The following is a 14,047-nucleotide window of genomic DNA, read 5'->3' on the forward strand; positions in this document are numbered from 1 at the left end:
CCGAGGGTCTCGGTGCCCTGGAGCGGGGTGAACAGGCCGAAGAAGACGACGCTCAGCGGCTCGTCGGCGGGCGGCTGCGGCGCCGCAGCGGCGAACCACGCGTCGGTCGCGCCGACGTCGACGACGACCGTGTCGCTCCCGGCGGGCGCGAGCGCCCGGTGCTCCTCGGTGTCCACGACGACGACGTCCGCAGCGCCCAGCGCCAGGCGGTCGAGCAGGGCGAGCAGCCGGGTGCGCAGCCCCTCGGGGGTGCCCCGGTCACGAGCGGTGTCCGCCGCGAAGATCAGGTGGTCCAGGACGATCGTCGTCCGCGGGAAGAGGAGCCGGGCGAGCAGGACGTCGAAGTGCCCGAGGTACCCGACGAGGACGGCGTCGGGCCGGCCGGGTCCGCGGAAGCGACGGCTGCCCCAGGCGAGGGAGGCCCAGCGCCGTGCCATCCGCAGCGCGAAGCCGGGCAGCGCGAGCGGGCTGCGCAGGGCGCGGACCTTGTCCGCCGTCGACAGCCCGAGCGGGCGGTTGAGCTCGAGGACCTCGTCGCCGTGCGCGCGCAGGCCGTCGACGAGCACCTGGACGCGCGGGTGGCGCCCCACGTCGTAGGTGCCGAAGGCCAGGATCCTCACTGCTCGACGGTCTCGCCCGTGGCCAGGGTCGTCGGGTGCTGCGCGTTCTGGGGCGGCACGGCCAGTCCCAGGTGGTGGCCGAGGCCGTTGCCGTTGTGCGCGAACCGGTCGTCGCCCGCGACGTCGGCGGGCGGGCGGTACTGGAGCACCTTGATCCGCTCGAGGCTCTCCTCGAGCAGCACCCGGTTGGTGCGCTGGAGGTCGGCGATGACGAGCAGGGCGTAGCTCAGCAGTGCTCCGACGAGCATCGCACTGCCGAAGATGAGCGACTGGACGTGGCCGCTGCCCTCGCCCTGGAGCCAGAAGACGAAGAACCGGACGAAGGGCACGAGCGCCGCGATGAGCATGAGCGTGCCGAGCGTGCCGAGCACGAGGTGCGGCTTGAACATGAGGTAGGACCGCGAGATGGCGCCCGCGGACTTGAACATGTGCTGCCAGATGTTCTTGAACAGCCGCGACTCGCGCGTCTTGGGGTTCGTCTCGATCGGCAGCGAGGCGATGCGCAGGCGCTTGTTGCCGGCCTGGATGATCGTCTCCATGCAGTAGGAGAACTGCGTGATGACGTTGAGGCGCAGCAGCGCGTTCTTGGAGTAGGCGCGGAAGCCGGAGGCGGCGTCGGGCAGGGCCGTCCCGGCCGCCTTGTTCACGACGCTCGAGCCGACCTGCTGCATCGCCTTCTTGAAGGGCGAGAAGTGCGCGATCGTGCTCGTCTGCCGGTCGGCGATGACGATGTCGGCGGTGCCGTGGACGATCGGCTGGACGAGGTCGGTGATCCGCTCCTGCGGGTACTGGTTGTCGCCGTCGGTGTTGACGACGATGTCCGCCCCGTGCGCGAGCGCGTAGTCGACGCCGTCGCGGAAGGAGCGGGCCAGGCCCATGTTGCGGGCGTGGCGCACGATGTGGCGCACCCCGTGCGCCTGCGCGACCTCGATCGTGCGGTCGGTGGATCCGTCGTCGATGATGAGGATCTCGATCTCGTCGATCCCGGGGATCTCCCGCGGGATCGACTCGAGGACCATCGGCAGGGTCTCTTCCTCGTTGAGGCACGGGACCTGGACAAACAGCTTCACTGGATCAACCCATCGTCATCAGCGTGGCTGCCGACGCCTGACGAGCAGCCTGTCATTCGCGGCGCCGGGCACGACCGGGCACGACGCCGAACCTCCCGCCCACAATACGGTAGAGCGCCCGGGGGCCGGGCCGGGTGTGCCGAGCCTTACACCCGCACAGCCCGGCAACGGCGCGACGGTAGCCTGTCCGCGGCGCGTCTGCACCGCGCCACCGAGCCTGAGGAGGACGTGTGGAGGGCCAGACCCCCGAGGTCGCGGCGGCGACGAACGAGCCGGCATCCGGACGCACCCGTCGCCGGACGCGCGAGGTGCCGCTGCGCACCGACGTCCTGTGGTCCCTCCTCCTCGCCGCTGCCGCTGTCCTGCTCAGCGTGCTCGGCGTGCTCGGCGGCACCCAGATCTCCGCTCTCGACGAGCACACCCACCTCGACTACGCGTACAAGGTGAGCCAGGGCGAGCTGCCCTACACCGGCGTGCCGCTGAGCGACTTCACGCTGGAGGAGTGGTCCTGCCGCGGCCAGCAGTCCATCGCCGAGGCGCTGCCGCCGTGCGAGGAGGCCACCGCGGACGAGGTCGCACCCTCGGACTACCCGGCCCGCGGGGAGAACTACAACGCCTGGCACCCGCCGCTGTACTACGCGGCGGCCGCGGCCGCCGGCACCGTCGCCGAGGCGCTGGGCCAGAGCTTCACCACCGGCGCCCGGCTCAGCGGCGGGCTGTGGCTCGCCGCCGCCGTCGTCGCGATGTACGGCGTGCTGCGCCACTGGCGGCTGCGCCCGGCGCTCGCCGCGTCCGGCGCCGCGGTGATCATGGCCGTGCCGAGCATCGTCCACGCCTCCTCCACGGTGACCAACGACGCCCCGGCCGCGCTCCTCGGCGTCGGTGCGCTGTGGGTGCTCACCCGGGTGTTCCGGGACGGGCGGACCGGCTGGTTCGCCTGGGTGCTGCCCACGGTCATCGCCGTCCTCGCGGCGAACGTCAAGCTCATGAGCACCGTCGCGATCCTCACCGCCGTGGGGGTCGTCGCGCTCAGCGCGCTGCCCCAGCTGCGCGACCGGAACTGGGGCGAGGCGGTGCGCCGGCTGCTCATCGCGGTCGTCCCGGTCCTCGCGGTCGGCGCCAGCGCCCTCGCCTGGTCGGCCTTCCAGTCCGGGCGGGCGGTGGAGAACTGGACGAACCCGATCGCCGGGGTCAACACCGCGCCCGTGGCCGGCGCACCGTTCGACGAGTGGGCGCCCACGCTCACCTCCGCCTTCGGCCTGGTCGACGACTTCTACGTCCAGCCCGAGCTCATGTCCTCCCTCATCTGGCTGAGCGTCGGCGCCCTCACCGTCCTCCTCACCGCGGCCCCGTTCATGGCGCTGGTGACGTTCCGGCCCGGCCAGGCGGAGCGGGTCGTGGGCTGGGCGGCGCTCGTCGGCGCCGTCGCCGTCCCGCTGCTCGTCCAGGGCCAGGAGTTCCTCCGCGGCGGCGGCTACTTCCGCGGGGTGAGCGCCCGCTACGCCGTCACCCTCGTGCCGATGACGATCGCCGCGCTCACGCTCGTCGCGCACGAGCGGCGCTACCAGGTCCTCGCCTACGTCGTCGCGGTCGGCGGCTACCTCAGCATGCTGCTGAGCTTCTCCGGCATCGCCTGACCCCCGGTCTCGCGCCTTCGGTGTGGAGTCCTGGACCTCCTGGGTCCAGGACTCCACACCGAAGCGGCTATCGGCCCGTCGCGTGCCGCGGGCGGTCCGCCGGGCGCCCCGCCCGGGCGAGCCACAGCCACAGCCCGAGGAGACCGACCGCCGTGGCGCCGGCCACCCACGGCAGCGCCCCCCACCCGGTGGGCTCGTAGGACAGCTCGACGACGTGCTCCCCCGCGGGCACCGCCACACCCCGCATCGCGTGGTCGGCGGTGAGGATCGGCACCTCCTGGCCGTCGAGGCGCGCGACCCAGCCGCTGTGCACGCCGTCGGCGACGACGAGCATCCCGGCCCCGTCGGCCTCGACCCGGACCTGCTGGAGGTCGTCGTCGTCGCGGAGCACCTCGATCTCGGCGCCGGCGCCGTCGAAGGCCGCGACGTCGGCGTCCTCGAGGAGGACGGTGCTCCCGGGCACCTGCGCCATGAGCGCGGCGCACTCGGGCGCGTCGGTGCACTCCGCGGCGTCGGACGCCCACCGGAAGCGCGGCAGGGCGTTCTCGCGCTCGAGGACGAGCGCGTCGGTCGTGTCGACGAGCGTGAGGTCGTCGTCCCCGGCGACGATGACGCCGAGCCAGGCCTCCCCGCGCTGGGCCTCGTTGTCGCCCGCGGCCCGCAGCTCGACGCCGGGGCCGCCCTCGACGCGGACCTGGAGGGTGACCGGCCCGTCGGTGGGCAGCTCCTCCCCCGCGAGCGCGACGCCGACGACGCCGGACTCCCCGTCGCGCAGGCGGCGGCTGCCCGTCGCGAGCACCTTCCCGTCCTCGTCGAGCGCCTCGACGACGAGGCGGCCCGGGTCGCCGCCCTCCGGGACGTCCCCGAGCGGCTCGGCGAGCTCGACGAGCGCGGCGCGCACGGGGGTGCCGGCCTCGACGGTCCGCGCGGCCACCGGCCCGTCCGCACCGGCGCCGGCGCGCACGACGCCGGTGCCCTGCTCGCCGTCGCCCCAGAAGCTTCCCGGCGGGATGACGTGGGTGTCCATGACCGCGTAGCGGGTGGCGAAGCGGTCCAGGACCGGTGAGGTGAGCGCCTGCGGGCTCGACAGCGAGTGGCTCGTCGCCGAGCGGAACATCCCCTTGTCGGCGGCGAGGAGCAGCGCGCGCCACTCCTCGGGGGTGAAGGTGTGCCCGGACAGGGACCGAAGGCCGGGCACCTGGGCGGCGGAGTACCAGTAGGCGCCGTACATCCCGACCATGCGGTCGTGCCCGAGGTTCTCGGAGAGGAACGCGTCGGTGCGGGTGTCGCGGTAGAGGGTGTCGGGGTCGGCGCGGGGCCACCAGGCCGCCGCGAAGGTGATGCCCTCGACGGCGAGGACGAGCGGGACGAGCACGGCCGCGACCACCTGCGCGGGCCGGGGGCGCACCAGCACCGCCGCCCACGCCGCGGCGACGAGCACGCCGGCGACGAGCCCGAGGACCACCGAGGGGCGGGCCTGGGCCCACTCGGCCGGTCCGGGAGCGACCTCCCGCACGAGCAGCGCGGCGACCCCGAGGGCCGCGACCACCGCGACGGCGGCAGCCAGCGCCCAGCGCCGGCGCCCCACCCCGGGCCGGGGGCCGCGTACGAGCGAGTCGAAGCCGACGGCGGCGAGCATGGCGAACATGAGCCCGCCGACCGCGCGGGTGCGCTGGAGACCGGAGCCGCCCATGCCGGGCAGGAGCTGGACGAGGTAGTTGAGCCCGCCGCCGACGAACGTCACGGCGAGCGTGAGGACGATGGCGAGGAGGAGGAAACCGCGCACCGCGCGCAGCCGGTCGGAGGCCGGCGGCATGACGAGGGCGGCCACGCACAGGACCAGCGCGCCGGCGCCGACGAAGCTCACGCCCTCGACGGGGATGAGGCTGCCCCAGCGCGCCGCGCCCGACGCGCAGGAGCCGAGCGCCTCCGGGTAGGCCATGGTGAGGATCTCGGGCCAGTCGAGGGTGAGCTGCCACGCGCTCGCCCGGCGCTCGAGGTCGACGCTCTCGCGCAGCTGCTGGGCCCAGGGCACGACCTGGAAGGCGACGAGCGCGAGCCCGGCGAGCCCGCCGGCCGCGGCGAGTGCCGGGGCACGGCCCCACCTGCGCCACGGTGAGCCGCCGGGAGCCGGCCGCTCGCGCCGGTTGAGCACGACGAGCCGGACGACCCCGTAGAGGGCCGCGAGGTAGACGGTGTGGACGACGATCGCGGGGAACCCGCCGAGGACGACGCCCGCGACGACGAACGGCAGCGGCAGCGCCGAGCGCAGCGTGCGGTCCTGGACGATCCGCTCGACCGCCCAGAAGACGAGCGGGAAGAAGGCGGCGGTGCGGGTCTGCGGCCAGCCGGTCCACATGACGAGGTACCCGCTCGTCGCGTAGAGGAACCCGCCGAGGGCTCCCGCCGCGACCGACAGCCCCAGGCGGCGCGCCCACAGCACGGTGCCGAGGAGGACGACGCCGATCTCCAGGAGCTTCATCCACGCGGGGAACAGGACGTCGGGGAGGGGCAGGGTGGCGAGGAAGATCGGGGACACGACACCCTGGAACGGGGCGGCCCCGAGGATCGTCCCGGCGCTCGCGCTCGACTCCCACAGCGGCGCGGCGTCACCCGCGGCGATCCGGTCGCGGAAGCTCAGCGCGTGCGGGAGTGCGGCGTCGACGGTGTCGGAGACGCACGCGTTCGTCACGGTCTCGACGGTCGAGGCCTCGGCCCACGGCGCCTGGCGCTCGATGAGGTCGCCGGCGGCGAACAGCTGCGCCCCGACGAGCGCGGGGCCGAGCAGGAGGACGACGAGGGCGACGAGGGGCGCCCACGCCGCGACCGTGCCGAGGCGGGCGCGCCGCCTCTCCTGCGCCGCGGTCACCGGCGGACGCGGGCGCGCAGCGTGCGCACGACCCGGCGGCCGACCTCACGGGCTCCCTCGGCGCGGTACACGCGCCGTGCCGCGGCGGCCTTGCGCGCGAGCGGGTGGCTCAGCAGCGCGGCGGGCACGCGGCCGGCGGGGGCCGGCAGGGCGTAGGGCTCGACGTAGGCGTCCGCGGCGGACAGCGGCTCGTCGTCGACGACCGGCTCCCAGTCCGTCGGCCGACGCGGGCCCTCGCGCCGGACGTGGTCCGCCGCGGCGAGCAGGTTCTCCAGGTAGACCCGGCCCTGGAGGTGGGGTGACCAGCGCAGCAGCGCGTCGCGGCGCGCCTGGCTGCCCACCCGGTGGCGCAGCGCGACGTCGTCGAGGAGGGACGTCAGCGCGGCGACCCACTCCTCGTGACCGGCGGCGAGGAAGCCGGTGCGGCCGTGGTCGATGGCCTCACGGAAGGGCTCGGTGGGCGAGGCGACGACGGGGGTCTCGACGAGCGCGGCCTCGAGCCACTTGATGGCCGACTTCGCCTCGTTGAAGCGGCTGCGCTCGGTGAGCGGGGCGAGGGCGATGTCGACGTCGCGCAGCAGCCCGGGCAGCTCGGTCCAGCCGACGAACGGCAGCCGGCGGACCCGGTGGGCCAGGCCGTCGAGCGCGGACGTCGGTTCGACGAGCCCGCCGAGCCACAGCTCGACGTCGGGGTGCGCCTCGAGCACCTCGCGGACGGCGGGCTCGACGGCGGCCCAGTCGGCGTCGTGGGTGTTCGTGCCGGAGAAGTAGCCCACCCGCAGCGGACCCTCGGCACGGGGGCGCTGGAGGGCGTCGTCGGAGGCCTGGGCGAGCAGGGTGCCGACGCCGTTGGCGAAGCGACGGGAGGGCAGCCCGGTGACGGCGGTGGTGTGGCGGCACAGCTCGGTGGTGGAGCCGATGAACATGTCGGCCGCCTCCATCGTCGTGCGGTAACGGGCCACGCCGCGCCACCACAGCTCGATCTCCTCGGGCGAGAGCCGGCTCAGGCCGTGGACCTCGTCCTTGAGCTCGGGGTCGAAGATGAGGTCGTCGACGTCGAAGAGGACCGGGACGGTCCGCTCGCGGCGGCGCACCTGGGCGACGAGGTCGAGCACCTGGGAGGTCGCCGGGACGCGGTAGAGGACGACGGCGTCGACCTGCTCGACGAGCTCGGGCAGCGCGGGGTCGCGGTAGTGGCGCACGTCGGCGTGCACCCCGTGCAGGCGCAGCGCCTCGGCCGGCAGGTGGGCCCGGTAGCGCAGCGGGGCGCCCTGGATGCCGACGACGAACAGCACGCGCCGCATGAGCTGCTCGGAGGCGCGGCGGGTGACGGTCAGGTCCTCCTCGGGGGGCACCGGCGCCGGCGGGGCGGCGAGCTCGGCGTAGAGCTCCAGGACGCCGGCGGTCTGGTCCTCCAGCGTGCGCACCGGGCTGGCCGAGCCCTTGCCCATGAGGGCGCGGGCGGCGACGGGGTCGGTGACGAGGCGGCGCAGCGCCCCGGCGAGCGCGTCGGCGTCGGCGGCCGGGACGACCATCCCGTTGTACCCGTCGAGGACGGCCTCCTCGGGCCCGAGGGTGTCGGTGCACACGACGGCGAGCCCGGCGAGCAGCGCCTCGCGGGTGAGGATGGAGTGGGACTCGCGGTTCACCGAGGGCAGGACGAGGACGTCGTGGGCGGCGAGGACCTCGCCGAGCTCCTCGCGGCCGTACCGTCCGCGCACCCGGACCTGCGGGGGCACTGAGGTGGGGAAGTCGCCTGCGCCGTAGAGGTCGAGGGTCCAGCCGTCGAGGTCGGCCACCTGCTCGGCGGCGCGCAGCAGCACCGGCAGGCCCTTCATCGGGTCGGGTCCGCCGGCGAACATGAACCGCAGCGGGCCGTCGGAGGGCTGGTGGGCGACCGGCGCCTCGGTCGCGGGCAGGCCGTTCTCGTCGACGCGCAGCCGGTCGGCGGGCACGCCGTTGGCCCGCAGCACCTTCGCGGTGATCTCCGACGGGGCGAGGACGACGTCGGCGAAGGCGAGCTCCTTCGCGAGCCGCGCGTCGCGCTCGAGGAGCGACTGGTGGCCGGCGGCGCAGGGGCACGTGCCGCACGAGACGACGACCGAGCACGGCGTGAGGTCGGCGGTGGCGAGGAACTGGCGGGCGCACACCCACCAGAAGTCGTGCATGGTGACGACGACGGCCGCGCCGGACTCCTTCGCGGCCCGCACGAGGGAGCCACCGAGGGTCTGCAGGGAGTGGAGGTGGACGACGTCGGGCCGGACCTCGGCGAGCCAGGCGCGGAAGTCGGCCTCGACGGCGGGATTGTACCAGTTCTTCTCGTCGTTCCAGGCGGTCCAGGGCGTCGTGACGATCCACCGCACGTTCACGTCACCCTCGTGGGTCTCGCTGAAGGTCGACAGCGGCGTGCGCGCGTCGTCGAGGTACCCGGCGTAGACGTGGCTCTCGTGGCCCGCGGCGGCGGCCGCCCGCGCGAACCGTTGCGGGACCAGGACCCCGCCGGAGACGAAGTTCGGTGGGAAGTGTGCGGACACCTGGACGACGCGCATCCCAGCATCGTACGTGGCCACCACTCCGGAGGGGCCCGTCCCCACCTCTCCCGGGCGGTACGGCGCGGGGCGTGAGGGGGACTACCGTATGGCCATGCCCTCCGATGACGCTGTCTACTGGCGCGACCTGCCGGCTCGCGACCGCCAGGCCCACGCGGACGAGGCGGGGCGTGCCCTCGCCCTGGAGAACGAACAGCTGCGCCTGCACAACGCCGAGCTGTCGGCCTCGCTCGTCGCGGCCCGCGACGCCCTGGAGATCGGTCACCGCCTCCTCGAGGACCAGTCCGTGGCCATCGCCGAGCGCGACGACGTCGTCGGCGCTGCCGAGCGACGCGCGGTCGAGGCCGAGCACCAGCTCGCGGTCGTCCTCTCCTCGCGGCGCTGGCGCGCGACCGAGCTCCTCAGCCGCCTCCTGCGCGCGCCCCGCGCGGTGCTCGCCCGGCTGAGGCGTCAGCCGTGAGCCAGGCCTCCGGCCCTCTGCTCTCCCTCCTCCTCCTGCCCGGCGACGACGCCGGCCGGGCGGCGGCGACCGACTCCTTCGCCGCGCAGGGCGAGGGGCCGTGGGAGCTCGTGCCGGTGCCCGCCGCGGGCGACCTCGCCGCGGCCCTCACCACGGCGGCCGGCCGGGCCGGCGGCCGTTACGTCGGTGTCCTCGGCTCCGGGGACCGGCTCGAGCCGGGCGCGCTCGCCGCCGTCGTCGCCTTCGTCGACCGGCTCGGGCGTGAGCCCGCGGCCCTCTACACCGACGAGTCCGGGCCCGCGGGGGTCTTCTCCAAGCCGCGCTGGGTGCCGGCCTACCTCGAGGCGACGAACTACCTCGGGCGCCTCCTCCTCGTCCGCCGCGACGTGCTCGCCGAGGTCGGCGGGTGGCGCAGCGGCGGGGCGATGGAGTGGGACCTCGCGCTGCGCCTCACCGAGCGCACCGAGGACGTCGCCCACGTCCCGGTCACCGGCCTCATCCGCGCCGCCGGGGACGACCTCGCCGTGCTCACGGCCGGCCGGGAGGCGGTTGCCGAGCGCTACGCCCGCCTCGGCGTCCCGGCGAGCGTCGAGCTCACCGGCACCGCAGAGGGCGACGCCCCGGGCTTCCTGCGCGTGTGGCGGGAGGTGCCCGAGCCGCCGCTCGTGAGCATCCTCGTCCCCACCGCCGGTGGCCGACGCGAGATCGAGGGGCACGAGCGCCTCCTCGTCACCCAGCTGCTGCGCTCGCTCGTCGAGCGCACGACGTACGAGCGCTGGGAGGTCGTCCTCGTCACCTCCGAGGGCACCTCCCCGAAGGTCCTCGCCGAGTGCGAGGAGATCCTCGGGGACCGGCTCACCCTCGCTCCTGTCGCGGGGCCGTTCAACTTCTCCCGCTCGGTCAACACCGGGGCGGCCGCCGCCCGCGGCGAGCTGCTCCTCCTGCTCAACGACGACATCGTCGTCCTCGAGCCGCGGTGGCTCGAGCGGATGGTCGCCGTCGCGCAGGACCCGCAGGTCGGGGCGGTGGGCGCCAAGCTGCTCTTCGGGGACGGCCGCATCCAGCACGTCGGGGTGAGCTTCGACCGCGACGGCGAGGCGACCCACCCGCACATCTTCGAGGCGGAGGACGCCGGCCACTTCGGCTCCAAGGTCGTGGACCGCGACTACGAGGCGGTCACCGGCGCGTGCCTGCTCACGCCCCGGGACCTGTTCGTCGAGGTCGGCGGCCTCACCGAGGCGCTGCCGCTCAACTACAACGACGTCGACTACTGCCTCAAGGTGCGTGGCGCGGGCCGCCGGGTCGTGTGCACGCCCTTCGCGCGGCTGCGGCACTACGAGTCCTCCTCGCGCACCGCGCGCATCGAGGACGAGGAGCGCGCCGCGCTCGCCTGGTGGCGTCCGCGGACGATGTCCGACCCGTACACGAACGTCCGCGGCCTGGCCTGAGCGGCCCGGCCGCGGGCCGGCTGTGGGCCGGCCGCGGTTCAGCCGCGGCGGCGGGCCAGGCGCCAGCGCACCTTGTCGATGACGGCGCGCGGGCCGCCGGAGCGCAGCTGGCGCCACGCGGCGGTGGCGTCCAGGCGCAGGCGGGTGAGCAGCGGGAGGCTCGCGAAGTCGACCTCGCTGCCCGCGGCGATCCGGGCGGCGTCCGCGGCCCGGCGGGGGGCGCGGGCGAAGTCGAGGAGCGGGGCGAGGGCGACCGGCCAGGTGTACCGCTCGGCGACGCGGGCGACGTTCGCACGCGCCTCGTCGCGAGCGGTGTCGTCGGTGAGCAGACGCTCGAGCGCGGCGGCCATGCCGTCGACGTCCTCGGGGGCCACGGCCACGCCCAGCCCCTCGGCGGCGACGAGGTCACCGAAGGTGTCACCCTCGGTGCACACGATGGGCAGGTCGGCCCACAGGTAGTCCAGGATCCGGGTGCGGAAGCTGAACGCGGTCTCGATGTGGTCGAAGTGGGCGCTGACGCCGACGTCGGCGTCCAGGAGGTAGTCCGCGCGCCGGGCGTACGGCACCCAGTCCTCGTTGAAGAACACGTGGGTGCCGGTGAGGCCCAGGGAGTCGGCGAGCTCGCGGGTGCGGGTCGCCATCGCCATCTCGGGCACGTCGGGGTTGGGGTGCTTCATCCCGAGGAAGTACAGCCGCACCTGCGGGACGCGCTCACGCACGGCGTCGATCGCCCGCACGACCGTCACCGGGTCGAACCAGTTGTAGACGCCGCCGCCCCACAGGACGACCTTGTCGTCCGGGCCGATGCCGGGCACGACGCCCTTGATCGCCGGCGCCGTCCGCTCGGGCGGGGTCGGGGAGGTGCCGAAGGGCACGACGGTGATGAGGCTGCGCAGCGACGGGTCGGCGTCGTAGGTGTCGGGGTTGACGCGGCCGGAGGCGGCGAGCTGCCCGAGCCACAGGTCGCGCTGCTTCTCCGAGGCGCAGAGGAACAGGTCGCCGCGGCGGGTCTGGGCGCCCAGCTCACGCAGCGCGGTGGCGAGCGCGGCGTGCCGCTCGGGGGCCGGCTTGTACCGCTCGACCTCGAGGGACTCGAGGTGGAAGGGGTCGTAGAGGTCGATGACGAGCACCTGCTCGGCGCTCTGCAGCCACGGGAAGGTCGCGACGACGAAGCCCTGGACGACGACGACGTCGCTGGCCTCGACCTGGGCGCGGAACTCCCCGACGGTCGTGTGCGCGGTGGTGAACCCCTCCCCCGGCCGGTCGCAGGACCCGAAGGTGAGGAGCTGGACGGAGTGCTCGGGCGCGAGGGCCGAGGCGATCTCCCAGGCGCGGATGGCGGGGCCCGCCATCCGCTCGGCGAGCGTGTCGAGCGTGACGACGAGGATCCGGGCCATCAGGGCACCTGCCAGCGCGAGGGGGTCTGGACGTAACCGCCCCAGAACTTCTCCGCCCCGGACTGGACGCCGAAGCGGGCCGAGTCGCGCACCTGGTCGTACAGGTGCTGGGTGGTGGAGTCGGTGAGGGAGGTGATGACCGTGTACATGCCCGGCGCCAGGGCCGTGGCCGGGGCACGGCACTCCAGGACGCCCGAGCCGGTGACCTGCCCGAGGCGCGGGCCGTGGTCGAAGGTGTTCGAGGCCCACAGGTAGGTGCCGTCGACCGACTCGATCGCGCAGCCGATGACGGGGTCGGTGACCGGCTCGTGCGCCGTGTAGGCGACCCGGACCGTGAGGTCCTCGCCGTTGCGGACGTCGGTGCCGGGGCCGCCGGGGCCGAAGACCTCGACGTGGTCCACGCTCATCTCGCCGCTGCCGTGGTGGACCCGGCCCTCGGCGTCGATGCGCACCTCCCCGGCGTGGGAGGCGTCCATGTACTCCTCGAGGACCTCCTTGGCGTCCCCGACCCGGTTGAGCTTGCCCTGGACGAGCCAGGCGGCGGTGTCGGCCATCTGGCGCAGCTGCGGGGCGGAGTGGGACACGACGACGACGGTGCGCCCGTCGCGGCGGAACTCGGCGAACTTCTCGGCGCACTTCTCCTGGAAGGCCGCGTCACCGACGGCGAGGACCTCGTCGACGAGGAGGATCTCCGGGTCGACGTGGATCGCCACGGAGAAGCCGAGGCGCACGTACATGCCCGAGGAGTAGTTCTTCACCGGCTGGTCGATGAACTGCTCGACGCCGGAGAACCCGACGATGTCGTCGAACTTCGAGTCGATCTCCGGCTTGGTCATGCCGAGGATGGAGCCGTTGAGGTAGACGTTGTCCCGCCCGGAGAGCTCGGGGTGGAAGCCGGAGCCGACCTCGAGCAGCGCCGCGACACGCCCGCGGGTGCGGATCGTCCCCGACGTCGGGTAGAGGATCTGCGCCATGCACTTGAGGAGCGTGGACTTGCCCGACCCGTTGTCCCCGACGAGCGCGAACGTGCGCCCCTCGGGGATGTCGAACGTGACGTCGTCCAGCGCCCAGAAGTCCTCGTGGAGCGACCGGCGGCGGCGCATGATCGCGCTCTTGAGGGTCTGGTTGCGCTCGTGGTAGATCCGGAAGCGCTTGGAGACGTTCTCGACTGCGACGGCGACCTGTGTCATAGCGCCTCGGCCAGCCCCTTCTCGTGCCGCTTGAAGACGAGGTACCCCACGAGGAACGTGCCCAGGCCCCAGGCGAGGACGGTGAGGGAGGTCCCGAGCTCGGGCAGCCGGTTGTCGTAGAGGAGGTTGCGGAAGACCTCGGCGAACTTCGCCATCGGGTTGAACATGTAGATGTCGAACATGCTCACCACGCCGAAGAGCGAGGGCAGCTTGTTCAGCTGCTCGGCGACGAACGCCACCGGGTAGAGGATCGGCGTCACGTAGAACCACACCTGGAAGACGATCCCGGTGAGGTACTGCACGTCGCGGAAGTACACGTTGGCGATCGACAGGATGAGCGAGACGCCCGTGGCGAACAGCGAGAGCACCGCCATGAAGACGATGACGAGCGGCGCGAACGGCAGCGCGTTGGCCCCGACGATGAGGAGCGCGACGAGCAGGACGGCCATCTCGATCGACCAGGTGAACATCCACGACAGCGAGTTCGCCGCGAGCAGCGCGACCCGCGGGAAGTGGACCTTCTTGATGAGGTTCTCGTTGCCGACGAGCGCACCCATGCCGCCGTTGACGGTGTTGGTGAAGAACGACCACGGCAGCAGCGCGCACAGCAGCCACAGGGCGAAGATGTTCAGCCCCGAGGGATCCCCGACGTCCGGTGGGACGCGGAGGATGAACGAGAAGACCAGCGTGAAGATGAGCATCTGGGCCAGCGGGTTGGCCAGCGACCACAGCTGGCCGAGGAACGTCCGCTTGTACTTGCCCTTGATCTCACGCCGGGTCAGGTTGAGCACGAGCTCTCGTGAGTCT

The 14,047-nt window shown here is 73.7% G+C and carries 9 protein-coding genes and 1 pseudogene; 3 read left to right on the forward strand and 7 right to left on the reverse strand.

Features of this window, described 5'->3' with window-relative positions; translation table 11 throughout:
• Positions 1-620: pseudogene (locus tag FHE66_RS15090) on the reverse strand (hypothetical protein); the annotation flags it as partial.
• Positions 617-1,690 carry a glycosyltransferase family 2 protein gene (locus tag FHE66_RS15095; protein ID WP_139073806.1) on the reverse strand — a complete coding sequence of 358 codons (1,074 nt, stop codon included), beginning with the start codon at positions 1,688-1,690 and terminating at the stop codon, positions 617-619. The gene FHE66_RS15095 and the pseudogene FHE66_RS15090, both read right to left, overlap by 4 nt.
• Positions 1,691-1,920: 230 nt before the next feature.
• On the opposite strand from FHE66_RS15095, the gene FHE66_RS15100 reads away from it, so the two are divergent.
• Positions 1,921-3,327, forward strand: a complete 1,407-nt coding sequence (locus FHE66_RS15100) for a phospholipid carrier-dependent glycosyltransferase (RefSeq protein WP_139073807.1) — start codon at positions 1,921-1,923, stop codon at positions 3,325-3,327.
• Positions 3,328-3,394: 67 nt separating this feature from the next.
• Here the strand turns inward: FHE66_RS15100 and FHE66_RS15105 are convergent, their stop codons facing one another.
• Positions 3,395-6,196 carry a YfhO family protein gene (locus tag FHE66_RS15105; protein ID WP_139073808.1) on the reverse strand — a complete coding sequence of 934 codons (2,802 nt, stop codon included), beginning with the start codon at positions 6,194-6,196 and terminating at the stop codon, positions 3,395-3,397.
• Complete coding sequence (locus FHE66_RS15110; RefSeq protein ID WP_139073809.1) at positions 6,193-8,745, reverse strand: glycosyltransferase; 2,553 nt, start codon at positions 8,743-8,745, stop codon at positions 6,193-6,195. The genes FHE66_RS15105 and FHE66_RS15110 overlap by 4 nt, the downstream gene beginning before the upstream one ends.
• A 94-nt stretch (positions 8,746-8,839) precedes the next feature.
• Between FHE66_RS15110 and FHE66_RS15115 the strand changes: the two genes are divergently transcribed.
• Complete coding sequence (locus FHE66_RS15115) at positions 8,840-9,205, forward strand: hypothetical protein (RefSeq protein ID WP_139073810.1); 366 nt, start codon at positions 8,840-8,842, stop codon at positions 9,203-9,205.
• Complete coding sequence (locus tag FHE66_RS15120) at positions 9,202-10,653, forward strand: glycosyltransferase (protein ID WP_139073811.1); 1,452 nt, start codon at positions 9,202-9,204, stop codon at positions 10,651-10,653. Before FHE66_RS15115 ends, FHE66_RS15120 begins: the two co-directional genes overlap by 4 nt.
• A 38-nt stretch (positions 10,654-10,691) precedes the next feature.
• On the opposite strand, the gene FHE66_RS15125 is transcribed toward FHE66_RS15120, so the two are convergent.
• From FHE66_RS15125 to FHE66_RS15135, 3 genes are read right to left on the reverse strand one after another with little or no spacing between them, the layout of a single operon-like run.
• On the reverse strand, positions 10,692-12,050 hold the full coding sequence (locus tag FHE66_RS15125; protein ID WP_139073812.1) for a glycosyltransferase family 4 protein: 1,359 nt from the start codon (positions 12,048-12,050) through the stop codon (positions 10,692-10,694).
• Positions 12,050-13,240, reverse strand: a complete 1,191-nt coding sequence (locus FHE66_RS15130) for an ABC transporter ATP-binding protein (protein ID WP_139073813.1) — start codon at positions 13,238-13,240, stop codon at positions 12,050-12,052. The genes FHE66_RS15125 and FHE66_RS15130 overlap by 1 nt, the downstream gene beginning before the upstream one ends.
• Positions 13,237-14,031 carry an ABC transporter permease gene (locus tag FHE66_RS15135; RefSeq protein WP_230976522.1) on the reverse strand — a complete coding sequence of 265 codons (795 nt, stop codon included), beginning with the start codon at positions 14,029-14,031 and terminating at the stop codon, positions 13,237-13,239. The genes FHE66_RS15130 and FHE66_RS15135 overlap by 4 nt, the downstream gene beginning before the upstream one ends.
• Positions 14,032-14,047 lie beyond the last annotated feature (16 nt).

Source organism: Georgenia sp. 311 (genome assembly GCF_006151955.1).
Lineage (GTDB): Bacteria > Actinomycetota > Actinomycetes > Actinomycetales > Actinomycetaceae > Oceanitalea > Oceanitalea wutianyii.